This is a genomic window from Pseudomonas sp. GL_117 (genome assembly GCF_057835125.1).
The window spans coordinates 2,152,223-2,178,096 of the sequence record NZ_CM174418.1; the positions used below are offsets into that span (position 1 = coordinate 2,152,223).

The 25,874-nt window shown below is 58.8% G+C and carries 18 protein-coding genes, 2 tRNA genes and 3 rRNA genes; 12 read left to right on the plus strand and 11 right to left on the minus strand.

Features of this window, described 5'->3' with window-relative positions; all coding sequences use genetic code 11:
- Window positions 1-16 precede the first annotated feature (16 nt).
- Window positions 17-457, minus strand: coding sequence for a redox-sensitive transcriptional activator SoxR (gene soxR, locus AC3ISR_RS09805; RefSeq protein WP_192301227.1), 441 nt, complete (start codon window positions 455-457; stop codon window positions 17-19).
- A gap of 101 nt (window positions 458-558) precedes the next feature.
- On the opposite strand from soxR, the gene AC3ISR_RS09810 reads away from it, so the two are divergent.
- Window positions 559-924 carry an antibiotic biosynthesis monooxygenase gene (locus AC3ISR_RS09810; RefSeq protein ID WP_463984944.1) on the plus strand — a complete coding sequence of 122 codons (366 nt, stop codon included), beginning with the start codon at window positions 559-561 and terminating at the stop codon, window positions 922-924.
- On the opposite strand, the gene AC3ISR_RS09815 is transcribed toward AC3ISR_RS09810, so the two are convergent.
- From AC3ISR_RS09815 to msuE, 4 genes are all read right to left on the minus strand, one after another.
- Window positions 913-2,016, minus strand: coding sequence for a sigma-54 interaction domain-containing protein (locus tag AC3ISR_RS09815; protein WP_192301229.1), 1,104 nt, complete (start codon window positions 2,014-2,016; stop codon window positions 913-915). The genes AC3ISR_RS09810 and AC3ISR_RS09815 overlap by 12 nt on opposite strands.
- 12 nt (window positions 2,017-2,028) lie before the next feature.
- The gene (locus AC3ISR_RS09820) at window positions 2,029-3,216 is read right to left on the minus strand and encodes an acyl-CoA dehydrogenase family protein (RefSeq protein ID WP_489324728.1); all 1,188 of its coding nucleotides are present in this window, start codon (window positions 3,214-3,216) and stop codon (window positions 2,029-2,031) included.
- 162 nt (window positions 3,217-3,378) lie between these two features.
- Window positions 3,379-4,521 (minus strand): FMNH2-dependent alkanesulfonate monooxygenase, encoded by a 1,143-nt coding sequence (gene ssuD / locus AC3ISR_RS09825; RefSeq protein WP_463984946.1) that lies wholly within the window; start codon window positions 4,519-4,521, stop codon window positions 3,379-3,381.
- Window positions 4,522-4,530: 9 nt separating this feature from the next.
- On the minus strand, window positions 4,531-5,094 hold the full coding sequence (gene msuE / locus AC3ISR_RS09830; RefSeq protein WP_192301232.1) for an FMN reductase: 564 nt from the start codon (window positions 5,092-5,094) through the stop codon (window positions 4,531-4,533).
- 398 nt (window positions 5,095-5,492) lie between these two features.
- On the opposite strand from msuE, the gene AC3ISR_RS09835 reads away from it, so the two are divergent.
- From AC3ISR_RS09835 to AC3ISR_RS09845, 3 genes are all read left to right on the plus strand, one after another.
- The gene (locus AC3ISR_RS09835; RefSeq protein ID WP_192301233.1) at window positions 5,493-5,762 is read left to right on the plus strand and encodes a hypothetical protein; all 270 of its coding nucleotides are present in this window, start codon (window positions 5,493-5,495) and stop codon (window positions 5,760-5,762) included.
- Window positions 5,763-5,994: 232 nt separating this feature from the next.
- The gene (locus AC3ISR_RS09840) at window positions 5,995-7,155 is read left to right on the plus strand and encodes a cysteine desulfurase family protein (protein ID WP_192301234.1); all 1,161 of its coding nucleotides are present in this window, start codon (window positions 5,995-5,997) and stop codon (window positions 7,153-7,155) included.
- A 49-nt stretch (window positions 7,156-7,204) separates the two neighbouring features.
- Window positions 7,205-9,013, plus strand: coding sequence for an aminopeptidase P family protein (locus AC3ISR_RS09845; RefSeq protein ID WP_463984947.1), 1,809 nt, complete (start codon window positions 7,205-7,207; stop codon window positions 9,011-9,013).
- On the opposite strand, the gene AC3ISR_RS09850 is transcribed toward AC3ISR_RS09845, so the two are convergent.
- The 4 genes from AC3ISR_RS09850 to rhtA form a co-directional block, all read right to left on the minus strand.
- The gene (locus AC3ISR_RS09850) at window positions 9,006-9,599 is read right to left on the minus strand and encodes a 2-hydroxychromene-2-carboxylate isomerase (RefSeq protein ID WP_192301236.1); all 594 of its coding nucleotides are present in this window, start codon (window positions 9,597-9,599) and stop codon (window positions 9,006-9,008) included. The two genes, AC3ISR_RS09845 and AC3ISR_RS09850, sit on opposite strands and share 8 nt — an antisense overlap.
- Before the next feature lie 35 nt (window positions 9,600-9,634).
- Window positions 9,635-10,366 carry an SDR family oxidoreductase gene (locus tag AC3ISR_RS09855; RefSeq protein WP_192301237.1) on the minus strand — a complete coding sequence of 244 codons (732 nt, stop codon included), beginning with the start codon at window positions 10,364-10,366 and terminating at the stop codon, window positions 9,635-9,637.
- A gap of 111 nt (window positions 10,367-10,477) precedes the next feature.
- Window positions 10,478-10,759 carry a hypothetical protein gene (locus tag AC3ISR_RS09860; protein ID WP_192301238.1) on the minus strand — a complete coding sequence of 94 codons (282 nt, stop codon included), beginning with the start codon at window positions 10,757-10,759 and terminating at the stop codon, window positions 10,478-10,480.
- Between the two features lie 164 nt (window positions 10,760-10,923).
- Window positions 10,924-11,811, minus strand: a complete 888-nt coding sequence (gene rhtA / locus AC3ISR_RS09865) for a threonine/homoserine exporter RhtA (protein WP_463984948.1) — start codon at window positions 11,809-11,811, stop codon at window positions 10,924-10,926.
- A gap of 643 nt (window positions 11,812-12,454) precedes the next feature.
- Here rhtA and AC3ISR_RS09870 point away from each other — a divergent pair.
- The 6 genes from AC3ISR_RS09870 (at window position 12,455) to mrdA (ending at window position 19,778) form a co-directional block, all read left to right on the plus strand.
- Window positions 12,455-13,991 (plus strand): 16S ribosomal RNA (locus tag AC3ISR_RS09870).
- 83 nt (window positions 13,992-14,074) lie between these two features.
- Window positions 14,075-14,151, plus strand: a tRNA-Ile gene (locus tag AC3ISR_RS09875).
- A 30-nt stretch (window positions 14,152-14,181) separates the two neighbouring features.
- A tRNA-Ala gene (locus tag AC3ISR_RS09880) sits at window positions 14,182-14,257 on the plus strand.
- A gap of 247 nt (window positions 14,258-14,504) precedes the next feature.
- Window positions 14,505-17,396: ribosomal RNA gene (locus AC3ISR_RS09885) — 23S ribosomal RNA — on the plus strand.
- Window positions 17,397-17,545: 149 nt separating this feature from the next.
- Window positions 17,546-17,661: ribosomal RNA gene (gene rrf / locus AC3ISR_RS09890) — 5S ribosomal RNA — on the plus strand.
- Together the 16S, 23S and 5S rRNA genes with 2 tRNA genes alongside form the textbook arrangement of a ribosomal RNA operon.
- A 224-nt stretch (window positions 17,662-17,885) precedes the next feature.
- Window positions 17,886-19,778, plus strand: coding sequence for a penicillin-binding protein 2 (gene mrdA / locus AC3ISR_RS09895; protein ID WP_463985040.1), 1,893 nt, complete (start codon window positions 17,886-17,888; stop codon window positions 19,776-19,778).
- A 1-nt stretch (window position 19,779) separates the two neighbouring features.
- Here mrdA and AC3ISR_RS09900 read toward each other — a convergent pair whose 3' ends face one another.
- Window positions 19,780-20,181 (minus strand): GFA family protein, encoded by a 402-nt coding sequence (locus tag AC3ISR_RS09900; RefSeq protein WP_192300290.1) that lies wholly within the window; start codon window positions 20,179-20,181, stop codon window positions 19,780-19,782.
- 295 nt (window positions 20,182-20,476) lie between these two features.
- Here AC3ISR_RS09900 and AC3ISR_RS09905 point away from each other — a divergent pair, with 295 nt between their 5' ends.
- Window positions 20,477-20,935: an SRPBCC family protein gene (locus tag AC3ISR_RS09905; protein ID WP_192300291.1), complete on the plus strand. Its 459-nt coding sequence runs from the start codon at window positions 20,477-20,479 to the stop codon at window positions 20,933-20,935.
- A gap of 138 nt (window positions 20,936-21,073) precedes the next feature.
- Here the strand turns inward: AC3ISR_RS09905 and AC3ISR_RS09910 are convergent, their stop codons facing one another.
- A complete protein-coding gene (locus AC3ISR_RS09910; protein ID WP_192300292.1) occupies window positions 21,074-23,299 on the minus strand; it encodes a TonB-dependent receptor in 2,226 nt (741 codons plus the stop codon).
- A 181-nt stretch (window positions 23,300-23,480) separates the two neighbouring features.
- Here AC3ISR_RS09910 and AC3ISR_RS09915 point away from each other — a divergent pair, with 181 nt between their 5' ends.
- Window positions 23,481-25,838, plus strand: a complete 2,358-nt coding sequence (locus AC3ISR_RS09915) for a DNA polymerase II (protein WP_192300293.1) — start codon at window positions 23,481-23,483, stop codon at window positions 25,836-25,838.
- Window positions 25,839-25,874: the final 36 nt, after the last annotated feature.

Consider the following 25,874-nt stretch of genomic DNA (forward strand, 5'->3'; position numbering starts at 1 on the left):
CACATTGACTGGCCCTTCACGTGGGCTCCAGCAACTGCGCCCCCGGCCCGCGCTCACCCAGTTGATCACCCTGATTACGCAACGGGCATGCCTCCAACGACAAACACCCACAGCCAATACAGCCGTTGAGCTTGTCGCGCAGCAGCAACAACTTGTTGATCCGTTCGTCGAGGTCTTCACGCCACAACGCGGATAGCCGCTCCCAATCCTTGGCCGTCGGTGCGCGCCCATCCGGCAAGGCATGCAGCGCTTCGCCAATGGTTGCCAGGGGAATCCCCAAACGCTGTGCGATCTTGATAACCACCACCCGTCGCAGCACATCCCGTGGATAACGCCTTTGGTTGCCCGCGTTACGATTGCTTTTGATCAGGCCCTTGGCCTCGTAGAAGTGCAGGGCCGTGACTGCCACGCCGCTGCGGGCGGCCAGTTGGCCAACGGTGAGTTCCTTGTTGAGCATGCATGAACTCCGAAACAGCGCTTGACCTCTAGTTAACTAGAGGTTTTACCCTGCGTGGCATCGAATCGCAAGATTCTGCCTACAGAGAAAGGGGAGTGTTCATGCAGGTATCAGAGAAGAATCGCGGTTTCACTCAACTGATCGAATTTCACATCGAACCCCGGCAGCAAGTCGCCCTGGTGGCGGCGTTGTCCATCCAAAGCGAACGCCTGGCCCAGGACCATGACGGTTTTTTGAGTGCGAGCGTACAGGTCAGCGATGACGGGCGGCGGGTGCTCAATTGTCTGCAATGGCAGTCCCGCGAGGATGGCGAGGCGGCGTTCCAGCGCTTTGAGCACGGCGAGGATGATTTCTGGACGCTGATTCGCGCCCACCAGGCCACGGCCGTGACCTTTGGTTCGTTCCAGGTGCTGCGCAGTTTCGAGCGCAGTCATGACGATGCGTTGCACTGCCGCCTAAATGGATAAGTGCAACATCCGTTCGCCTTGCACGTTTTCCCCCGGGCGACGTTTGTTCACCGCCAGCTCGCCGATCTTGATCAGGCGTGTACGTGTGACGTTGCGGCTCAGGCCCAGCAGGTTGGCGGTGTGCACCTGGTTGTAGTGGCTGAAACGATAGGCGGCACGCAACAGGGCATCCTCGACCTTTTCGTGCAGGGCACCGGCCTGTTCTTCGAAGAGTTTCTGGAAGGCTCGCTCCAGTAGCGCTTCGGCGCTGTTGTCGGTGGTGTGCTGGCTGTCGTCCTGGCGCTCGATGCGCAGGTTCGACAGGCGCAGGTCGTCGCGTTCGATCACGCCGTTGCGGCAGATCAGCAAGGTGTGGTGAATCACGTTTTCCAGCTCGCGGATATTGCCCGGCCAGCTGTAGCTTTTAAGCTTGTGTTCGGCCTCGCGGCTGATCGTGATCGGCCCGTAGCCCAGGCGCTGGCTGTAGGCTTCGATGAAATGCCGGGTCAACGGCAAGATGTCGCCGGGGCGTTCGCGCAGTGGGCTGAGTTCCAGGCTGACCACGTCGAGGCGGTAGTAGAGGTCTTCGCGGAAATGCCCGGCGTTGATGGCCTTTTCCAGTTGCACGTTGGTCGCCGCCAATACACGCACATCTATCGCAATGCTCTTGCGCGAACCCAGGCGTACGACTTCGCGCTCCTGTAGGACGCGCAGCAACTTGACCTGGATCGCCATCGGCAAATCGCCGATCTCGTCGAGAAACAAGGTGCCGCCGTCGGCCTCCTCGAACCAGCCGGCCTTGGCACTGAGGGCGCCGGTGAAGGCGCCTTTTTCATGGCCGAACAGTTCGGCTTCCACCAGGGATTCGGAGAACGCCCCGCAGTTCACCGCCACGAATGGCCGGTTGCGCCGCGCGCTGAGGTTGTGGATATGCCGTGCCACCAGCTCTTTACCGGTGCCGGTCTCGCCGATGATCAACACGCTGGCTTCGCTGGGCGCCACTTGCTGGATGTGGTCGAGCAGCGCCTGGGATTTGGGGTCTTCGAAGACCTGGGCAGTGGCGCGGATCGAGGTCGCAAGGGCGGGCGAGGGCGGTAAGGTTAAAAGCTGCATGGGCACCTCTTCTTAGGAGTAGAACGTCGGAGTCGGCAGGGATTGGTTCAACGCCCAGTCCCCCAGTTCATGGAGTTTGTAGTCCACTGGATCGTGCAGGGTTTGGGTGCGCAGGTTGCGCCAGTGGCGGTCCAGGCGCAGCGACGCGTGGGTGGAGCGTGCACCTGTGACTTCAAACAGCCGGCTGCACAACTCCAGGCCCTGGCGGGTGGCGGCGACCTTGGCGGTGGCGATGGCAATCGCCAGTTGGCCACGTTCGTGTTCACTGAGGTTGGGGCCTTTGGCCCAGGCTTGGTCGAGCAAATCGGCGGCACGTTCCACTAATAGGCGCACGCCTTCCAAGGCCACCCAGAACTCGCCGTAGTGATGCAGCACGTACGGGTCGTTGCGCACCTCGGCGGCGGCGGATTTATGCCAGGCACGGGTTTCGGTGAGGGTGTAGTTGCGCGCTTCTTCGAAGGCGCCTTCGGCAATTCCGAGAAACATGTGCGTGAAGGTCAACTGCGCGATCAGTGGGCGCAGGCACGCGAAGGGCGTGCTCAGCGGGCCGGGATCGAGCAGCAGTTCCGACTCTTCGACGCGGACCCGCTCGAAGCTGGCGCTGCCGCTGTCGGTCTGGCGCTGGCCGATGTTGTTCCAGTCGTTGTGCAGGGTGATGCCGCTGCGCCCGCTCGGGATGGCGGCGATCAGCAGTTTGCCGCCGGCGTTTTCATCCACCGCCGAGGCGATGAGCATTTCCGAATCGCTGGCGCCGGAGCAAAAGCTTTTCTTGCCGGAGAACTCACGCCAGCCACCGAAGTCCTTGACCAGCGTGCGAGTGTCCAGCGGGTTGAGGGCGTTGCCCCAGAACCAGTTTTTGCGTGCGGTCTGTTCGAACCACGGTTGCCATTGGTCCGGGCGCGAAAACAGGCGCACGGTGGCGAGCATCAGGTGGTGGAAGCCGAAGACGTGGGCGATGGAACTGTCGACCTTGGCGAATTCACGCACGACGCCCAGGGTGTCGCTCCAACGTGCGCCGAGGCCGCCGTATTGGGTGGGAATACTCAGGGCCAGCAGGCCGCTGTGGCGCAGCGCGTCGCGTTCGGCCTTGGGCGTGCCGCCGCGCTCGTCGCGTTCGACGGCGCTGAGGGCGAATTCGGCGGCCAGCAGTTTGGCGGTCTGCAAGGGGGAAGGCAGGACGCTGTGGGGTTTGGCTGTCACGCGGGTTTCCTCACTATCGATTTGGTAATGAAGGCCAAATGAGGGAGCGGGCTTTTGTGGGCGCTGGCTTGCCTGCGATAGCATCACCTCGGGCTAACTGACATACCGAGGTGTGTGCATCGCGGGCAAGCCCGCTCCCACATAAAGCCGCTCTCACTGCCCTCAAGCCTTTTTCGTGGGCAGTACATCGTTGGCAATCATTTCGCCGAATGGACCAGTGAGGTTGGTGATACCGCGCCCGGCGAGGCTGGCGTATGGCTCCGGCAACAGCGGGAACACCAGTTCGGCAAAGCGATATGCCTCTTCCAGATGCGGATAGCCGGAGAAGATGAAGCTCTCGATGCCCAGGTCGGCGTACTCCTTGATGCGTGCCGCGACCTGATGCGGGTTGCCCACCAGCGCCGTGCCGGCACCGCCGCGCACCAGGCCGACACCGGCCCACAGGTTGGGGGCTATTTCCAGGTTGTCGCGGCGCCCGTCGTGCAGGGCGGCCATGCGACGCTGGCCCTCGGAATCAAAGCGCGAGAAGGATTTTTGCGCAGCGGCGATGGTTTCATCGCTGATGTGCTCGATCAGTTTGTCGGCGGCTTTCCAGGCGTCTTCTTCGGTTTCGCGCACGATCACGTGCAAGCGAATGCCGAACTTGACGGTGCGGCCGTGACGGGCGGCGCGCTCACGCACATCCGCGAGTTTCTCCGCGACGGCAGCGGGCGGCTCGCCCCAGGTCAGGTACACGTCGACCTGCTCGGCGGCGAGGTCGTGGGCCGCGTCGGAGGACCCACCGAAATACAGCGGTGGGTAGGGCTTCTGCACGGGTGGGTAAAGGGCCTTGGCGTTCTGCACGCGCAGGTGTTTACCTTCGAAATCCACCGATTCGCCCTGCAACACGCGACGCCAGATCTTGAGGAACTCGTCGGAGACTTCGTAGCGTTCGCTGTGGTCGAGGAAACTGCCGTCGCCGCGGTTCTCGTCGGGGTCGCCGCCGGTGACCACGTTGATCAGCAGGCGGCCGTTGGACAGGCGATCCAGGGTTGCCGCCATGCGCGCTGAAACGGTCGGAGAAATAATCCCAGGGCGGATCGCTACCAGATAGCGCAGGCGCTCGGTCAACGGCACCAACGCGGAAGCGATGACCCAGGAGTCTTCGCACGAGCGCCCGGTAGGAATCAGCACGCCGTGGTAACCCAGGCTGTCAGCCGCTTGCGCGACTTGCTTCAGATAATTGAGGGTGACTGGCCGTGCACCTTGGGTAGTGCCCAGGTAATGACCGTCGCCGTGAGTCGGCAGAAACCAGAAAACATCCATGGCAAATCCTTAAGCGATTTTCAGCAGGGAGGGGGAGTGCGCTGCAAACAACGGTGCAGCGCGTTCTGCCGCAAGACGAATACGGCCCTTCAAGGGCTCACTGGTTATTTGGTAGTCGGTGAAGTCGGCTTCGGTGGCGTACACACCAATCGGCAAGGTCAATGCCTGGAAGAAGCTGAACAGCGGACGCAACTGGTGATCGAGGACCAATGCGTGGCGTTCGCTGCCGCCGGTGGCGGCCAGCAGCACCGGGGTGTTGATCAGCGCGTTGAGGCCGACCAGGTCGAAGAGGTGTTTGAGCAGGCCCGGGTAGGAGCCGCGATACACCGGCGCAGCGACGATCAGCAGGTCGGCCTGTTCGATGGCCAACAGTTGGCTTTCGACCTCGGCCGGCAATTCGTCGCGGGACAGCGCACCGCCCAATGGCCGGGCAATGTCGCCCAACTCGATCAAGGTGGTCTGAATGGGCAGCAGGGTGGCGAGTTCTGCCAGCACGGCCTGGGTCAATACGAGGGTACGGGACGGGCGCCAGGTTCCGCCGGAGAGGGCAACGACATTCAGGGGACGGGTCATGAACAGTTCCTTTTTCAACAGTGGTTCACAGCAGGTGTGCAGCGTGTTGAGCAAGAGCTGTACCAAAGGCTGCGGGCCTTGAGTGGCGTGGGCTGTGGGCTCAGTGCTGGAAACTCCTGGTGTTGTCGGCCTGCTGATTTGTTGAATGGCTGTTGCCTGGGCAACAGTTGCGTGGCGAACAGTGCCCGTTGAGTGTGTTGCCATTTATAGAGGGTTATGGTTATTCCGTAAATGAACGTATTTCCATATTTATAGACCAATAAAGAATATAAAAGGCGTAGCTATCGAAGGTGCCTCGGCGGCTGATAGCGACTATCACGGCAGGTGATTTTTCCCTGCCCAGGGGCGGGAGTAGCCTGTGTTCATTGACTCGAAACCCACTTCGCAGAGCCGCCACCATGAACCGATTGCTTGCTGTTGCCTTATTGCTTGTCACTTCCGTCGTCGCCGGGTGTGCGACTCATCCTGCGCCTGAGTTGCGTCCCTATTCGGTGGAAGAAAGCAGGCAGTTGGCCCTTGAAGCACTGAGCCGTCGCGGCTTGTCGTTTGATGAATATCAACAGCAGCGCGCGGCACTGTTGGGGCAGCCACAAAAGTCCTACAGCTTCGATCGCCAGGGTGAAATGAACGCCGAGCGCAGCGTGACCCTGCATGGTCGTCCCAGTTGAGTGGGGTATTGGCAGCGAAGAACCCGAGGTTTCCCTCAAGGAACCTCGGGTTTTTGTTTTCCATGGGGCGACTTCAGCCTGTTAAGCTGAATTTCAGGAGCGTTCCTACGCACATTTGCCTAAAGTGGTCCTTTTTTAATGGCATTCGATCGGTTAAACCTGACGACCTCTGTCCCGGTCGATGCCCCTGAGACGCTGCTCTCGGGAACCTGCTCTGCGAGTCTTTAACGTCATGAATAAACGTCCGTTGTATTTCGACTACGCCGCCACCACGCCGGTGGATGAGCGGGTCATCCAGGTCATGGTTGAGTGCCTGGGTTTCAACGCCAATTTCGGCAACCCTGCGTCCAGTTCCCACGCGTTCGGCCAAGCCGCCCGGCAAACGGTCGAGCAGGCACGTCGCCAGGTCGCCGAACTGGTCGGTGCCGCGCCTGAGCAAATCGTCTGGACTTCCGGCGCGACGGAATCGAACAACCTCGCGATCAAGGGAGTGGCCCAGGCACGGGGCGTGGCGGGCGGGCATATCATCACCAGCCAGATCGAGCACAAGGCCACCCTGGATACCGCGCGGCAACTGCAGGAAGCCGGCGTGGCCGTGACCTATCTGGTGCCGGACGCCGATGGGCTGATCAGCGCCGACGCAGTCAGCGAAGCGTTGCGTGAAGACACCTTCCTGGTATCGCTGATGCTGGTGAACAACGAACTGGGCACGCTCAACGACATTCCGGGCATTGGCGCGCGGGTGCGTGAACACGGTGCGTTGTTGCACGTGGATGCGGCGCAGGGCGCGGGCAAGGTGGCGATTGACCTGGGTGAGTGGCCGGTGGACTTGATGTCGTTTTCCGCGCACAAACTGTATGGCCCCAAGGGCATCGGCGCGTTGTATGTGGGGCCGCGGGCGCAGCAGAAGGTGTTGGCGCAGATTCACGGCGGCGGCCACGAAGGCGGCTTGCGCTCCGGCACCCTGGCGACCCATCAGATTGCTGGCATGGGCATGGCATTCGCGCTGGCAGCGGCGTCTTTTGTCGAAGAGAAGGCTGTGATCGTGGCGTTGCGCCAACGTCTGCTGGAGCAGTTGGAGTCGGTGGGCGGAGTGCGCCTCAATGGCAGCGCCACCCAGCGTATTCCCCATACTCTCAGCCTCACATTTGGCGAAGGTGAATTCAACGCTGCGGCCTTGAGCGCGGGCATGGCGTTTTCTGCGACCTCGGCCTGTAATTCGGCAAGCAATGCACCGTCCCACGTACTTCTGGCGCTGGGGCATGATGCGCGCAGCGCCGGGCGTACCATTCGCTTGAGCCTGGGACGGTTTACCACCGAGCAGGATATTGATCAGGCCGTGCAGTTGATCAAGGCGGCACTCACCAGTGCACCGGCGTTCTGGGCGGTCTGAGCCATTTTTCGCAACACATAATAATTATTCGTGGTTAGCAGGAGACACAATGAGTACGCAGCCCTTGACCCATGGAACGGTTCCCCAGCGCCTGGCGCAGACCCGCGAACTGATGCGCCGCGAGGGCATCCACGCCCTGCTGGTGCCGTCGGCCGACCCGCACCTGTCCGAGTACTTGCCAGGTTATTGGCAGGGACGGCAATGGTTGTCGGGGTTCCATGGTTCGGTGGGGACCTTGATTGTCACTGCGGATTTCGCCGGTGTGTGGGCCGATAGCCGCTACTGGGAACAGGCAACCAAGGAACTCAAGGGCAGCGGTATCGAGTTGGTGAAACTGCAGCCGGGCCAACCAGGGCCGCTGGAGTGGTTGGCCGAGCAAACTCCGGAAGGTGCGGTAGTGGCGGTTGATGGTGCGGTAATGGCCGTGGCTTCGGCGCGGACCCTGGGTGGAAAACTGGCAGAACGCGGCGCACGCCTGCGCACCGACATCGACCTGCTGAATGACGTCTGGCAAGATCGCCCGCCGCTGCCGGACCAACCGATCTATCAGCACTTGCCGCCGCAAGCCACCGTCAGCCGTGGCGAAAAGCTCACGGCGCTGCGTGCCAGTCTGAAAGAGAAGGGTGCTGAGTGGCACTTCATCGCCACCCTGGATGACATCGCGTGGCTGTTCAACCTGCGTGGCGCGGATGTTTCGTTTAACCCGGTGTTTGTGTCCTTTGCGTTGATCAATCAACAACAGGCCACTTTGTTTGTGGCGCTGAGTAAGGTCGACACTGCGTTGCGCGCGGTGTTGGAGCAGGACGGCGTAACCCTGCGCGACTACAGCGAAGTGGCGGATGCGCTGCGTGCGGTGCCATCGGGTGCCACTTTGCAGGTTGATCCTGCGCGCGTGACGGCCGGGCTGTTGGAGAACCTCGATGCCGGCGTCAAGCTGGTGGAAGGCATTAACCCGACCACACTGGCCAAGTCCCGCAAGAGCCTGGCGGATGCGCAACATATCCGCCAGGCGATGGAGCAGGATGGGGCCGCGCTGTGTGAGTTCTTTGCCTGGTTGGACAGTGCGCTGGGGCGCGAGCGCATCACCGAGCTGACCATCGACGAACACCTCACCGCTGCGCGTACACGTCGTCCTGGGTATGTGTCGCTGAGCTTCAATACCATCGCTGCATTCAACGCCAATGGCGCGATGCCGCATTACCACGCAACCGAGGAAGAGCACGCGCTGATCGAAGGCGACGGTTTGTTGCTCATCGATTCGGGCGGCCAGTACCTGGGCGGTACAACCGACATCACGCGGATGGTGCCGATTGGTTCGCCGAGCGAGGAGCAGAAGCGTGACTGCACTCGTGTGCTCAAGGGCGTGATCGCCTTGTCTCGCGCTCATTTTCCCAAGGGCATCCTGTCGCCGCTGCTGGACGCCATCGCACGTGCGCCGATCTGGGCTGAAGGCGTGGACTACGGCCATGGTACGGGTCACGGTGTAGGTTATTTCCTCAACGTGCATGAAGGCCCGCAGGTCATCGCCTATCAGGCGGCCGCTGCGCCGCAAACGGCGATGCAGGCGGGCATGATCACCTCCATCGAGCCGGGCACTTACCGTCCGGGACGCTGGGGCGTGCGTATCGAGAACCTGGTGTTGAACCGGGAAGCGGGCAAGACCGAGTTCGGCGAGTTCCTCAAGTTTGAAACCCTGACCCTGTGCCCGATCGACACCCGTTGCCTGAAGCTGTCGCTGCTGACGGCGGATGAGCGTGAGTGGTTCAACGCCTACCACGCCGAAGTGCGCGGGCGCCTCAGCCCCTTGCTCAGTGGCGCCGCGCTGGAGTGGTTGCAGGTGCGTACGGCGGCTATTTGATCAGGGCTTCGCGCACAAACTCCAGACGGTCCTGACCGAAGAACAGCTGGTTGCCTACAAAGAAGCTGGGCGCACCGAACACGCCGCGTTGAACGGCTTGTTCGGTTTTGTCCTTGAGGGCGGTTTTTACGTCGTCATCGTTGGTCAGGGCCAGTACCTGCTCTGGATCAAATCCATGCCCGGCAAGGACACTGGCCACGACGGCTGGATCGCCCAGGTGCAGACCTTCGACCCAGAGGGCACGGAACAGGCAATCGACAAAATCGTCGAAGCGCTCGGGTTGGCGCATCTGCATGCCGGTGACGGCACGCATCAGCACCAGGGTGTTGATCGGGAAGTGCGGGTTGAACTTGAGCGTCACGCCGTAGCGTTGGGCGTATCGCGCCAGGTCATCCAGCATGTAGCGACCTTTGGCGGGGACCATAATTGGCGATGCGTTGCCGGTGGCCTTGAATACGCCACCCAACAGCATGGGCTGGTACACCAGTTGCGCCGCGGTTTCAGCGCACAGTGCCGGTAGTTGGGTATAGGCGAGATAGGTGGCCGGGCTGCCGAGGTCGAAAAAGAACTCCAGGGTTTTGCTCATGGTCGATGCTCGCTGCTTATGGTTATGGGGCGTGCTTACCAAGGTTCATTCCAGGGGCGCAGGTCCAGCTCGAAGGTCCAGGCGTCTCTGGGTTGGCTATGCAGGTACCAATAGTTTTCGGCAATGTGTTCGGGGTTGAGGATGCCGTCCTGGTCCTTGAGCGCATACTTTTGCGGAAAGTTGTCGCGAATGAAGTCGGTATCGATGGCGCCATCGACCACCACGTGGGCGACGTGGATATTTCTCGGGCCCAGTTCTCGCGCCATGCTTTGTGCCAGAGCGCGGATCCCGTGCTTGGCCCCGGCGAACGCGGCGAAACCTGCTGCGCCGCGTAAACCGGCGGTAGCGCCGGTGAACAGGATAGTGCCTCGGTTGCGGGTGACCATGCGTTTGGCGACTTCACGGGCATTCAAGAAGCCTGAGAAACAGGCCATTTCCCAGATCTTGAAATACTTGCGCGCCGTTTCGTCCAGGATGCTGCAGGGCACGTTGGCGCCGATATTGAAGACGAACGCTTCAATGGGGCCGAGCTCGGTTTCGATTTTCTCGATCAGCGCGATCACGTCTTCTTCTTTACGTGCGTCGCAGGCAAAGCCATGGGCTTCGCCGCCCGCCGAGTGAATGCTGTCGACCAGAGGTTGTAATTTGTCGGCGCTGCGACGGGTGACACAGGCCACATACCCTTCATGGGCGAAGCGTCTGGCGATGGCGCCGCCGGTGGCATCACCGGCGCCCACTACCAATACGATTTTCTTGTTGTGTGTCATGGGAACTCCGTTGGCTCGATTGTCGAGCAGGAGTCTAGACGCAACACCGCGAGGGGCTGGGTTTGTATCAGGAATTTAAGATGAGCAGTCGGAGGCTGACTGCTCGGTCGTTTACTTGCAGATGACGATCATGCTGCGGCTGGTGTAGCCGGCGGGGTTGAGGCCGAAGGGGTAGTCCCCTGGCTCTTCGGAGTTGTCACCCGACTTGGCGATAACCCGGTAGCCTTTGGCGCCGCAGGAGTTGGTTGCACTGGTGTAGCACTGCTCCCAGGAGGACGACAGGCCGGAACAGTTGATATGCAGCCCTTTTTTGCCCCGTTTTACTTCTGTCTTGGTGGTCGCGGCACAGCCGGCAATCGCCACGATCATCAACAGCATCAAAATTCGCTTCATTCCCATCCTTAATAGCCGCTTCGCAATACTTGAAGCTGGCTCTACTCGCTCTCGAGTGTAGCGTTCGCGCTGTCCTTGTCGAAAGTCTCCATGAATGACATTCGTTTGCGGCTTTAACATGGCCTAAATAAGCGGCAAATACCAGAGCTACATTTCGATATGACTCAATCGGCAGGAACCAGCGGTTTTGAGCCGCTGCCCATCGTCAGCGTCGCCCCGACAGACGCCAGGATGATGCAGGTAATGGCCAGCCATTGCGCGAGGGAGAGATGTTCTTGTAGGAAGAGCAGGCCTGAGAGTGCGCCGAATGCCGGTTCGATACTCATGAGCGTGCCAAAGGTGCGGGCGGGGAGGCGTGTCAGTGCGACCATCTCCAGTGTGTAGGGCAGGGCGGTGGACAGGATGGCGACGCCGATAGCGATCGGGATCAGTGCAGGGGTCAGCAATGCGGCGCCAGCGTGGACGATTCCGATTGGCGCAATGAACAACGCGGCAATCATCACGCCGAGGGCAGCTGTTTGGACGCCGTTGTCGTTACCTGCTTTCTGGCCGAACAGAATATAGAGCGCCCAGCAGACGCCTGCGCCGAGTGCGTAGGCGGCGCCGATCAGGTCGATGCCGTGGCTGGTTTCTCCTGTGGGGATCAACAACAGCAGGCCAATGATGGCAAGGCCGATCCAGAGGAAATCCACCGCGCGCCGTGAGGCATATATCGCTACCGCGAGAGGGCCGGTAAATTCGAGCGCTACCGCAATGCCCAGGGGCACGCTGCGCAAGGACATATAGAAGAGGAAGTTCATGCCTCCCAATGCCAGGCCGTAGACGACCACGGTACGCAAGGATTTGGCTGTCAGCTTGGCGCGCCAGGGGCGTAATAGAAGCAGCATGATCACGCTGGCAAAAATCAGGCGCAGGGCGGTGGTGCCTTGTGCGCCAACGATAGGGAACATGCTTTTGGCGAGCGAAGCGCCGGTCTGCACGGAAGCCATGGCGATCAACAGCAGGCCGACAGGGAATAATGTCGAGGCCAGGCTGCGAGAAGAGGTGGTCATTGAGAGGGGGTGTCCGAGATCATTTTAAGAGTGGCGTAGGGCGCTATGATGCTCAACTGTTTAGCGTTGAGCAATATATTGCTCAGTCATTGGCGTTGTCCTTTCTATATAGAGTGGTTTTGGCGGTTTTCAGGCTAATTGATAGTAAAAACAAATTAACAGTTGACGGCAGATTCTGGATGTCTATAATTCGCCCCACTTCCGGCGCAGTCGAAACGGAAAACTCCTTGGTAAACAATGAGTTACGCAGTTTTCGGCAGCAGGTTGCTTCAGTTCATCGAAGCGCTGAGGAAGTTGAAAAAGAGGTGTTGACAGCAGCGTGTAACGCTGTAAAATTCGCCTCCCGCTAACGAGAGATCGTAAGCGCAAGTGGTTGAAGTTGTTGAAGAAATCTTCGAAAGCTTCTGAAAATAATCACTTGACAGCAAATGAGGCTGCTGTAGAATGCGCGCCTCGGTTGAGACGAAAGATCTTAACCAACCGCTCTTTAACAACTGAATCAAGCAATTCGTGTGGGTGCTTGTGGAGTCAGACTGATAGTCAACAAGATTATCAGCATCACAAGTTACTCCGCGAGAAATCAAAGATGTAACCAACGATTGCTGAGCCAAGTTTAGGGTTTCTTAAAAACCCAAAGATGTTTGAACTGAAGAGTTTGATCATGGCTCAGATTGAACGCTGGCGGCAGGCCTAACACATGCAAGTCGAGCGGTAGAGAGAAGCTTGCTTCTCTTGAGAGCGGCGGACGGGTGAGTAATGCCTAGGAATCTGCCTGGTAGTGGGGGATAACGTTCGGAAACGGACGCTAATACCGCATACGTCCTACGGGAGAAAGCAGGGGACCTTCGGGCCTTGCGCTATCAGATGAGCCTAGGTCGGATTAGCTAGTTGGTGGGGTAATGGCTCACCAAGGCGACGATCCGTAACTGGTCTGAGAGGATGATCAGTCACACTGGAACTGAGACACGGTCCAGACTCCTACGGGAGGCAGCAGTGGGGAATATTGGACAATGGGCGAAAGCCTGATCCAGCCATGCCGCGTGTGTGAAGAAGGTCTTCGGATTGTAAAGCACTTTAAGTTGGGAGGAAGGGCAGTTACCTAATACGTATCTGTTTTGACGTTACCGACAGAATAAGCACCGGCTAACTCTGTGCCAGCAGCCGCGGTAATACAGAGGGTGCAAGCGTTAATCGGAATTACTGGGCGTAAAGCGCGCGTAGGTGGTTTGTTAAGTTGGATGTGAAATCCCCGGGCTCAACCTGGGAACTGCATTCAAAACTGACTGACTAGAGTATGGTAGAGGGTGGTGGAATTTCCTGTGTAGCGGTGAAATGCGTAGATATAGGAAGGAACACCAGTGGCGAAGGCGACCACCTGGACTAATACTGACACTGAGGTGCGAAAGCGTGGGGAGCAAACAGGATTAGATACCCTGGTAGTCCACGCCGTAAACGATGTCAACTAGCCGTTGGAAGCCTTGAGCTTTTAGTGGCGCAGCTAACGCATTAAGTTGACCGCCTGGGGAGTACGGCCGCAAGGTTAAAACTCAAATGAATTGACGGGGGCCCGCACAAGCGGTGGAGCATGTGGTTTAATTCGAAGCAACGCGAAGAACCTTACCAGGCCTTGACATCCAATGAACTTTCCAGAGATGGATTGGTGCCTTCGGGAACATTGAGACAGGTGCTGCATGGCTGTCGTCAGCTCGTGTCGTGAGATGTTGGGTTAAGTCCCGTAACGAGCGCAACCCTTGTCCTTAGTTACCAGCACGTAATGGTGGGCACTCTAAGGAGACTGCCGGTGACAAACCGGAGGAAGGTGGGGATGACGTCAAGTCATCATGGCCCTTACGGCCTGGGCTACACACGTGCTACAATGGTCGGTACAGAGGGTTGCCAAGCCGCGAGGTGGAGCTAATCCCACAAAACCGATCGTAGTCCGGATCGCAGTCTGCAACTCGACTGCGTGAAGTCGGAATCGCTAGTAATCGCGAATCAGAATGTCGCGGTGAATACGTTCCCGGGCCTTGTACACACCGCCCGTCACACCATGGGAGTGGGTTGCACCAGAAGTAGCTAGTCTAACCTTCGGGAGGACGGTTACCACGGTGTGATTCATGACTGGGGTGAAGTCGTAACAAGGTAGCCGTAGGGGAACCTGCGGCTGGATCACCTCCTTAATCGACGACATCAGCTGCTCCATAAGTTCCCACACGAATTGCTTGATTCATTGAAGAAGACGATAAAGAAGCAGCCCGAAATTGGGTCTGTAGCTCAGTTGGTTAGAGCGCACCCCTGATAAGGGTGAGGTCGGCAGTTCGAATCTGCCCAGACCCACCAATTTTGTGTGGGAAACGCCTGTAGAAATACGGGGCCATAGCTCAGCTGGGAGAGCGCCTGCCTTGCACGCAGGAGGTCAACGGTTCGATCCCGTTTGGCTCCACCACTACTGCTTCTGTTTGTTGAAAGCTTAGAAATGAGCATTCCATCGTGACGATGGTGAATGTTGATTTCTAGTCTTTGATTAGATCGTTCTTTAAAAATTTGGGTATGTGATAGAAAGATAGACTGAACGTTACTTTCACTGGTAACGGATCAGGCTAAGGTAAAATTTGTGAGTTCTCTTAGTTGAGAAATTCGAATTTTCGGCGAATGTTGTCTTCACAGTATAACCAGATTGCTTGGGGTTATATGGTCAAGTGAAGAAGCGCATACGGTGGATGCCTTGGCAGTCAGAGGCGATGAAAGACGTGGTAGCCTGCGAAAAGCTTCGGGGAGTCGGCAAACAGACTTTGATCCGGAGATGTCTGAATGGGGGAACCCAGCCATCATAAGATGGTTATCTTGTACTGAATACATAGGTGCAAGAAGCGAACCAGGGGAACTGAAACATCTAAGTACCCTGAGGAAAAGAAATCAACCGAGATTCCCTTAGTAGTGGCGAGCGAACGGGGACTAGCCCTTAAGTGGCTTTGAGATTAGCGGAACGCTCTGGAAAGTGCGGCCATAGTGGGTGATAGCCCTGTACGCGAAAATCTCTTAGTCATGAAATCGAGTAGGACGGAGCACGAGAAACTTTGTCTGAATATGGGGGGACCATCCTCCAAGGCTAAATACTACTGACTGACCGATAGTGAACTAGTACCGTGAGGGAAAGGCGAAAAGAACCCCGGAGAGGGGAGTGAAATAGATCCTGAAACCGTATGCGTACAAGCAGTGGGAGCAGACTTTGTTCTGTGACTGCGTACCTTTTGTATAATGGGTCAGCGACTTATTTTCAGTGGCGAGCTTAACCGAATAGGGGAGGCGTAGCGAAAGCGAGTCTTAATAGGGCGTCTAGTCGCTGGGAATAGACCCGAAACCGGGCGATCTATCCATGGGCAGGTTGAAGGTTGGGTAACACTAACTGGAGGACCGAACCGACTACCGTTGAAAAGTTAGCGGATGACCTGTGGATCGGAGTGAAAGGCTAATCAAGCTCGGAGATAGCTGGTTCTCCTCGAAAGCTATTTAGGTAGCGCCTCATGTATCACTGTAGGGGGTAGAGCACTGTTTCGGCTAGGGGGTCATCCCGACTTACCAAACCGATGCAAACTCCGAATACCTACAAGTGCCGAGCATGGGAGACACACGGCGGGTGCTAACGTCCGTCGTGAAAAGGGAAACAACCCAGACCGTCAGCTAAGGTCCCAAAGTTATGGTTAAGTGGGAAACGATGTGGGAAGGCTTAGACAGCTAGGAGGTTGGCTTAGAAGCAGCCACCCTTTAAAGAAAGCGTAATAGCTCACTAGTCGAGTCGGCCTGCGCGGAAGATGTAACGGGGCTCAAACCATACACCGAAGCTACGGGTATCACGTAAGTGATGCGGTAGAGGAGCGTTCTGTAAGCCTGTGAAGGTGAGTTGAGAAGCTTGCTGGAGGTATCAGAAGTGCGAATGCTGACATGAGTAACGACAATGGGTGTGAAAAACACCCACGCCGAAAGACCAAGGTTTCCTGCGCAACGTTAATCGACGCAGGGTTAGTCGGTCCCTAAGGCGAGGCTGAAAAGCGTAGTCGATGGAAAACAGGTTAATATTCCTGTACTTCTGGTTATTGCGATGGAGGGACGGAGAAGGCTAGGCCAGCTTGGCGTTGGTTGTCCAAGTTTAAGGTGGTAGGCTGAGATCTTAGGTAAATCCGGGATCTTAAGGCCGAGAGCTGATGACGAGTTAACTTTTAGTTAACGAAGTGGTTGATGCCATGCTTCCAAGAAAAGCTTCTAAGCTTCAGGTAACCAGGAACCGTACCCCAAACCGACACAGGTGGTTGGGTAGAGAATACCAAGGCGCTTGAGAGAACTCGGGTGAAGGAACTAGGCAAAATGGCACCGTAACTTCGGGAGAAGGTGCGCCGGTGAGGGTGAAGGACTTGCTCCGTAAGCTCATGCCGGTCGAAGATACCAGGCCGCTGCGACTGTTTATTAAAAACACAGCACTCTGCAAACACGAAAGTGGACGTATAGGGTGTGACGCCTGCCCGGTGCCGGAAGGTTAATTGATGGGGTTAGCTAACGCGAAGCTCTTGATCGAAGCCCCGGTAAACGGCGGCCGTAACTATAACGGTCCTAAGGTAGCGAAATTCCTTGTCGGGTAAGTTCCGACCTGCACGAATGGCGTAACGATGGCGGCGCTGTCTCCACCCGAGACTCAGTGAAATTGAAATCGCTGTGAAGATGCAGTGTATCCGCGGCTAGACGGAAAGACCCCGTGAACCTTTACTATAGCTTTGCACTGGACTTTGAATTTGCTTGTGTAGGATAGGTGGGAGGCTTTGAAGCGTGGACGCCAGTTCGCGTGGAGCCATCCTTGAAATACCACCCTGGCAACTTTGAGGTTCTAACTCAGGTCCGTTATCCGGATCGAGGACAGTGTATGGTGGGTAGTTTGACTGGGGCGGTCTCCTCCTAAAGAGTAACGGAGGAGTACGAAGGTGCGCTCAGACCGGTCGGAAATCGGTCGTAGAGTATAAAGGCAAAAGCGCGCTTGACTGCGAGACAGACACGTCGAGCAGGTACGAAAGTAGGTCTTAGTGATCCGGTGGTTCTGTATGGAAGGGCCATCGCTCAACGGATAAAAGGTACTCCGGGGATAACAGGCTGATACCGCCCAAGAGTTCATATCGACGGCGGTGTTTGGCACCTCGATGTCGGCTCATCACATCCTGGGGCTGAAGCCGGTCCCAAGGGTATGGCTGTTCGCCATTTAAAGTGGTACGCGAGCTGGGTTTAGAACGTCGTGAGACAGTTCGGTCCCTATCTGCCGTGGACGTTTGAGATTTGAGAGGGGCTGCTCCTAGTACGAGAGGACCGGAGTGGACGAACCTCTGGTGTTCCGGTTGTCACGCCAGTGGCATTGCCGGGTAGCTATGTTCGGAATAGATAACCGCTGAAAGCATCTAAGCGGGAAACTAGCCTCAAGATGAGATCTCACTGGAACCTTGAGTTCCCTGAAGGGCCGTCGAAGACTACGACGTTGATAGGTTGGGTGTGTAAGCGCTGTGAGGCGTTGAGCTAACCAATACTAATTGCCCGTGAGGCTTGACCATATAACACCCAAGCAATTTGCGTCGAAAGGCCAGATTGCGGTGTGTGAAGACGAAATGAACCGAAAGTTCGACGCTCACAAAACACCGAAAGCTATCACATACCCAATTTGCTGAAGCGAGGCATAAGCCACGACTCAGTACCCGAATTTCTTGACGACCATAGAGCATTGGAACCACCTGATCCCATCCCGAACTCAGCAGTGAAACGATGCATCGCCGATGGTAGTGTGGGGTTTCCCCATGTGAGAGTAGGTCATCGTCAAGATTAAATTCCGAAACCCCATTTGCGAAAGCAGATGGGGTTTTGTTTTGGGCGGTCGAAAAGTGCGAAGAAACAATCTCGCCTCCCCGGGTGCCAAATAACATGCCGTTGGGGAAATCGATGCAAAGTGTTTCCGTATTTTTGATATGGTGCAGCACATTTTCACAAGGACTGATCTTTCACCCGCAGGACGCGGCGTCGACCTTCTTCAACGAGATGCTGTAGAAATGCCTGAACCGATACCCATCAAAGATCACGAAAACGAGAACCGCTTGGTCAACAAGCGCCTGCTTGCCTGCGCGCTGTTGGTGATTGGCATCACGTGCGCCCTGGTGGGCCGCATGTACTTCCTGCAAGTCGTGCAGTTCGACTACCACTCCACGATTTCTGAAAACAACCGCGTTCACGTCCTGCCGATCACTCCGACCCGTGGCTTGATCTATGACCGCAACGGCGTGGTACTGGCCGACAACCGGCCCAGCTATAACCTGATGATCACCCGCGAACGCACCGCTGATCTCAAGGGTGAGTTGGACGCGATCGTGAACCTGCTGCATCTGCCTGCCGAAGACCGTGCCGTGTTCGATAAGGCGCTCAAGCAAGCCCGCCACCCGTTCGTTCCCGTGACATTGTTCTACGAGTTGACCGAAGAGCAAATCGCCGTGCTGGCCGTAAACGAGTTCCGCCTGCCTGGCGTGGATGTCGAGCCACAGTTCGTGCGTCACTACCCGTTGGGTGCACACTTCGCCCATTCCATTGGCTACGTCGGTCGGATCAACGAAAAGGAGTCCAAGGCCCTCGATTCGGTTGAGTACCGCGGCACCCAGTCTATTGGCAAGACCGGCATCGAGCGCTTCTATGAATCCGAATTGCATGGTCACGTAGGTTACGAAGAGGTCGAGACCAACGCTCAAGGCCGCGTACTGCGCGTGCTCAAGCATACCGATCCGGTCCCCGGCAAAAACATCGTACTCAGCCTCGACGTCCACCTCCAGGAAGCTGCCGAGGAAGCCCTGGGCGACCGTCGCGGTTCGGTGGTGGCCCTCGACCCGCAGACCGGCGAGGTGTTGGCCATGGTCAGCAAGCCGAGCTTTGACCCGAACATGTTCGTCACCGGCATCAGCTTCAAGGAATACGCGGCGCTGCACGACTCCATCGACCGTCCGCTGTTCAACCGCGTACTGCGCGGCCTCTACGCGCCAGGCTCGACCATCAAGCCCGAAGTCGCCATCGCCGGTCTCGACAGCGGCGTAGTTACCGCCCAGACCCGCGTGTTTGACCCCGGCTACTACCAACTGCCCGACTTCGACCACAAATACCGCAACTGGAACCACAGCGGCGATGGCTGGGTAGACATGGACGCGGCCATCATGCGTTCCAACGACACCTACTTCTATGACCTGGCCCACAAGCTCGGCATCGACCGGCTGCATGACTACCTGGCCGAGTTCGGCCTCGGCCAGAAAGTCTCCCTCGACATGTTTGAAGAGTCAGCCGGGCTGATGCCATCCCAGGCCTGGAAGCGCGCAACACGCCGCCAACCCTGGTTCCCCGGCGAGACCGTGATCCTCGGCATCGGCCAGGGCTACATGCAGGTCACCCCGCTGCAACTGGCCCAAGCCACCGCGTTGATCGCCAACAAAGGTGTGTGGAACCGTCCACACCTGGCCAAAACCATCAACGGCGTGCCGCCGGTGGACGAAAATCCTATGCCTAATGTGGTGCTCAAGGACCCGCGTGACTGGGAACAAGTCAACCACGGCATGCAATTGGTGATGCACGACCCGCGCGGCATCGCTCGCGCCGCAGCGCAAGGCGCGCAATACCGGATTGCTGGCAAGAGTGGTACGGCGCAGGTGGTCGCGATCAAGCAGGGCGAACGCTACGACCGCAACAAGACCTTGGAGCGTCACCGCGACAACGCCTTGTTCGTCGGCTTTGCGCCGGCCGAACACCCGAAAATCGTGATCTCGGTGATGATCGAAAACGGTGAGGCCGGCGGACGGGTTGCCGGTCCTGTGGTGCGCCAGATCATGGATGCCTGGTTACTCGACCAGGAAGGCCACCTCAAGCCGCAATATGCGACGCCGGCCAAAGCCCCAGGTGACCCGCACGTTTAAATCACGCCTTCCATTCGGCCCACTGCTCGACGCCCTCATGTGCCAGCCACGGCACATCGTGGGCGGTCCAGATGTGTGAGCTCGGCGTGACCCCCGGATCATCATCCAGCGTTGCCACACGCACAATCACATGGGGTTGATGCGGACGTTCTGCGATCAGATGTGAGCCGCAGCGCGAGCAGAAATGCCTGAGTTTCCCCGGCGAAGATTCATACGACGATAACAGCGCCTCGCCCTGGGTCCAACGAAAGTGCTCGCGCATCACGCCCGCTGTCGAAACGAACGCCGCAGCGTGGACCTTGCGACAGCTTTGGCAATGGCAGTGGCTGATGGGCATATCCAGGCTGTCCAGTTCATACCGCACGGCCTTGCAGAAACAACTTCCATGGAGTTGTTGAGTCATAGAGCGTCACCTCAGGGAGAAGAGGGACAATCTACCGTTCACCGCTACCCGGCGCATCACGTAGATACACATCATTGCCCTTAGGCCTGGATCTGTTTTGCTCCGTTCACCTTGCGAACCCGTTGGGCAGTTATCTGGTGGACGAGTATCCATCTGTGGGACTGGCGCCACGGGAGCCGCACCATGGGACGGTCAATGCCAAATGGAAATCCTGAGATAAGTAGCAACACCACTACGCGACCGAAAGGGTTGCGCATTGGTTGATGTCGCCTACTGTCAATGCAGGAGGTGACTTATGCACGTGTTAGATCGAATTGAACGAAAAGTCCTGCTCAACGCATCACGCAAACAGGTCTGGGACGCATTGACCGACGCCGAGCAATTCGGCAGCTGGTTTGGCATCGCCCTCAAGGGCAAAACCTTTGTGGCCGGGCAAACCATCGAAGCACCGATTACCTACCCCGGTTATGAACACGTGGTTTGGAAGGCCAGGATCGAACGCATCCTGCCGCAAACCCTGTTCTCGTTCCGGTGGCATCCATTCGCGGTAGAGGAGGGGGTCGACTATGACCAGGAAACCCCAACCCTCGTGGAGTTCACCCTCGAAGACCGCGCCCCCGGCATCTTGCTGCGGGTAGTTGAATCCGGTTTCGACGCTATTCCCGAATCCCGCCGCCAGAAAGCCTTCAAGATGAACTCCCGTGGCTGGGACGAACAAATGGCCAACATCGAAACCTACACCACTGCTCTGTAGTGAGCGGGCTTGCCCGCGCTGGGTGGCGAAGCCACCCCAAACGGTACGCCGCAGTGTTTCAGGTAAACCGAGGTGTCCGGATTTGGGGCGGCTTCGCCCCCCCCGGCGCGGGGCAAGCCCGCTCACTACACAAATGAACTAGAAATCCACCGAAGCAGATAACTTGGCCACACGCGGATCGCCCTGACTCAGGAAACCACCCTGCGCCGACTCCCAGTACTTCGCGTTGGCAACGTTCTCCACGGTCGCACCGAGCGTCACATCACGTTGCGCCACCTTGAAGTTGTAGCGCGCGCCCACATCAAAGCGATTCCACGCCGGCAGGCTCAAGGTGTTGGCCGCGTCGGCGTACTGCCCGCCAGTACGCAGCATGCGCCCGTTGAGGCTCACGCCTTGCAGGCCCGGTACGTCCCAGTCCACCCCGGCGTTGAATTGGAACGAAGGCACGCCGATCGCACGGTTGCCATCGTTGGCGCCTTTTTCCGTGTCCTTGAGCTCGGTCTTCATCAGCGTCACGCCGCCGAGCAGACGCAAGCCGCTGAGCGGTTCGCCGAACACATTGAGTTCCACGCCCTTGTTGATTTGCAGACCCTCGCGCACGTAGCGCGCAGTGTCGGCATCGACGATTTCGGAGTAACCGGCCCCAGGTTGTTCGATACGGTACACACCCAGCGTCGCACCATAGCTGCCCATGTCCACCTTGACGCCCGCTTCGATCTGCTTGGAACGCGCCGGCGCATAGGCCTGCCCGCCGCCGATGACCGTCCGGGGGCCTACCTTGAGCGGTGACGTCGGGCCCTGTGCGAGGCCCTCAATGCGGTTGGCGTACACCGACACATGCTCCCACGGTTTGAACACCAGGCCGTAGACCGGCGTGGTGATCGACTCGTCATAGTTGGCCGTGCGGCTACCGCTCATGTAGTTGTAGCCCTGCACCACCATCTGCTGGCGACGTGCGCCGACGGTCACCAGCAGGCGGTCATCGAAGAAGCCAACAGTGTCGGAAACGGCCGCGCTGCGCACGAAGGTCTTGGCGGTGATTTGCGGGTCGCTGAAGTCGGTGCCTGGCGTGTTGCGTGGGTTGTTCAGGGCCGGTGGTGCGCCGGTCACCGGGTTGTAGATATTGGTCGTGGTCTTGCCGCTGGCGAACACATAGGCGTTGCGCACCTGGGTCCAGATCCCGGCCAGGCCGAAGTTGAGGCGATGGCTGACCGCGCCGGTCTGGAACTTGCCGTTCAGGCCGCTCATCAGGCTACTGTTGTCTTCTTCGTGGGCGATGGTCGAACCGCTGGCGGTGGCATTGCCGAGGTTGTCGGTCAGGGTCACCGATGAGTAGCGCCCCATTTCACGACTGTGCTTGACCCCGCCCGCCGCGTACGCGGTCCAGTTGTCGTTCAGGTCGTACTCGGCGCGCAGCATGCCCAGGGTGTCTTCAAGGTTGGTACTGCTCCAGCTCGGCGCGTAATTGGTGTGTGCCGAAGGCGCATCCGGGATGTGGGTGGCGGTGCCCGTGAAGACCGAATTGCGACCACCGTTGATGTGCTGTTTCTGATACACAAAGTCACCGGACAACCGCAATGCATCGCCACGGTAGTCCAGGCCGACCGCAAACAGTTTCGAGCGCTGGTTTTCATCATCGATGCCGGTGTCGCCTTCACGCTGGGACAGGTTCACCCGTGCGCCAAACTGATGGTCTTCACCAAAGCGCTGGCCAATATCCAAGTGCTCGCCCACCCGGCCGTCGCTGCTGACATCGGTGCTGAAACGACGCAACGGCAGATCATCGGCGCGTTTGGGTTGCAGGTTCACGCCGCCACCGATCCCCGAGCCGGTGGGGCTCACACCGTTGATGAAGGCATTCGGGCCCTTGAACACTTCAACCCGTTCCAGGGCGTCGGTGGAGATGATCTGGCGTGGCAGGATGCCGTAGAGGCCGTTATAGGAAATATCGTCACCGTTCAGGGGCAGGCCACGAATCATGAACGTCTGCGCCTGGTTGGCATAGCCCGACGCCTGGCGCACGGACGAGTCGTTGAGCAACACATCGCCGACGGTTTCGGCCTGCTGGTCGCGGATCAGTTTCTCGGTGTAAGAGGACATGCTGAACGGCACATCCATGATGTCCTGGTTGCCCAGCACCCCCAACTGGCCGCCACGCGCCACTTGGCCGCCGGCATACACCGGGGGCAGGGCGCCTGGCGTCGGCGCGTCAGCGTTGATGTTGGTGGCGCCCAATTCCAGCGTGTCGCCGTCCTGACGGTTGTTTGCATCCTGCGGGGGGATGGGGGTGGCAGCGTGAGCGGTGACGCCCAGGGAACAGCACAGGGCGAGCAGGGTCGGGCGAAACGGAATAGGGAAGGGCATGGTCGATCCAGTGAGGAAAAGGGCAACAAACGTTGCGCGTCCTCACTGCGCGGATACGACTCCGATGCAAATGATAGTAATTGGTATTAGCGTCACGCAACAAATATTTACTTCTGCGGTCTGCGTGCGCGAGATGCCGAGTAGAATCACGCCCTGAAAGCGATTCCTGAGGTGCGGTACGGTGGACTTACAGCAGGGTTTTGTCCTGACCCGGCATTGGCGCGACACCCCGGCGGGTACGGAGGTCAGCTTCTGGCTGGCCACCGACCAGGGCCCCAGGTTCGTCCGCCTCCCTGTGCAGACCTCGGTGATGTTCATCCCCGAAGCCCATCGCAAGCCGCTCGACTGGCTTCTCAAGGGCGAGCGCGAGATCGAACTGCGCCCACTGCAACTGTGCGATTTCCATCACCGCCCGGTGCTGGGCCTCTACACCCGCCAGCACCGCCAGGCGATGGACCTGGAAAAACGCCTGCGCGCCGCCGGTGTCGACGTCTACGAAGGCGATGTTCGCCCGCCCGAGCGCTACATGATGGAGCGTTTCATCACCGCGCCGGTGTGGTTCGGCGGTACGCCCGACGCCGCCGGCGTGCTATCCGATGCGCAGATGAAACCTGCGCCCGACTACCGACCGCCGCTGAAACTGGTGTCCCTCGACATCGAGACCACCGCCAAGGGCGATCTCTACTCCATCGCCCTCGAAGGTTGCGGCGAGCGCCAGGTGTACATGCTCGGCCCGCCGAACAAAACCACCGCGGTGGACTTCAAGCTCGACTACTGCGACACCCGCGCCCAACTGCTCGAACGCCTCAACCAATGGATCGCCATCCATGACCCCGACGCGATCATCGGCTGGAATGTGGTGCAGTTCGACCTGCGCGTGCTCCACGAACACGCCCAGCGCCTCAACGTACCGCTGCTGCTCGGTCGTGGCGGCGAAGCCATGACCTGGCGCGAACACGGCAGCCGCAATCACTACTTCGCCGCAGCGGCAGGGCGCTTGATCATTGACGGTATCGAAGGCTTGCGTTCGGCCACTTGGAGCTTCGAATCCTTCAGCCTGGAAAACGTCGCGCAAACCCTGCTCGGCGAAGGCAAGGACATCTCCACGCCGTACCAGCGCATGGACGAAATCAACCGCATGTTCGCCGAGGACAAGCCCGCCCTGGCGCGCTACAACCTCAAGGACTGCGAGTTGGTCACGCGGATCTTCGCCAAGACCGAACTGCTCACGTTCCTGCTCGAACGCGCCAGCGTCACCGGCCTGCCGGCGGATCGCAACGGCGGCTCGGTCGCCGCGTTCACCCACCTGTACATGCCACTGATGCACCGCCAGGGCTTTGTCGCGCCGAACCTGGGCGACAAACCGCCCCAGGCCAGCCCCGGCGGTTTCGTGATGGACTCGCGTCCCGGTCTTTACGAATCGGTGCTGGTGCTCGACTACAAAAGCCTCTACCCATCAATCATCCGCAGCTTCCTGATCGACCCGGTGGGCCTGATCGAAGGCCTCAAGTACCCCGACGACAGCCTGTCCGTGGAAGGCTTTCGCGGCGCCCGTTTCTCGCGTACCCGGCACTGCTTGCCGGCCATCGTCGCGCGGGTGTCCGAGGGCCGCGAAGAGGCCAAGCGCGAACACAACGCGCCGCTGTCCCAGGCCCTGAAAATCATCATGAACGCCTTCTACGGCGTGCTCGGCTCCAGTGGTTGCCGCTTCTTCGACACACGGCTGGCGTCCTCCATCACGATGCGCGGCCACCAGATCATGCGCCAGACCCGCGCCCTGGTCGAAGCCCAGGGTTATGAGGTGATCTACGGCGACACCGACTCCACCTTCGTCTGGCTCGGCAGCGCCCATTCCCAGGACGACGCCAGCCGCATCGGCCAGGCGTTGGTGCAGCACGTCAACGACTGGTGGCGCGAGCATCTGCGCAGCGAATTCGGTCTGCAAAGTGCGCTGGAACTGCAGTACGAAACCCACTTCAGCCGCTTCCTCATGCCGACCATTCGCGGTGCGGAGGAGGGCAGCAAAAAACGTTACGCCGGCCTGGTGACGCGCAGCGACGGCAGCGAGGAAATGGTCTACAAAGGCCTGGAAACCGTGCGCAGCGACTGGTCGCCCCTGGCCCGCCAGTTCCAGCAGGAACTCTATCAGCGCATCTTCCACCGCCTGCCGCACCAGGATTACATCCGCGACTACGTGCAGCGCACCCTCAGCGGCGAATTCGACGAGCTGCTGATCTACCGCAAGCGCCTGCGTCGCCCGCTCGACGACTACGAACGCAACGTGCCACCCCACGTACGCGCTGCGCGCCTGGCTGACGACTACAACGACCGCCTCGGCCGCCCGCGCCAGTACCAGCGCGGTGGCTGGATCAGCTACGTAATCAGCGTCAACGGTCCGCAGCCTTTGGAAGTCAGCCAGGCGCCCATCGACTACGACCACTACGTCACCCGTCAATTGCAGCCGGTGGCCGATGCGATCCTGCCGTTCGTCAACGACGATTTCAGCACCCTGGTCGGTGGGCAGATGGGCCTGTTTTAAACGCTTGATTCGATACGGCGAAGGCCCGCAATCTTG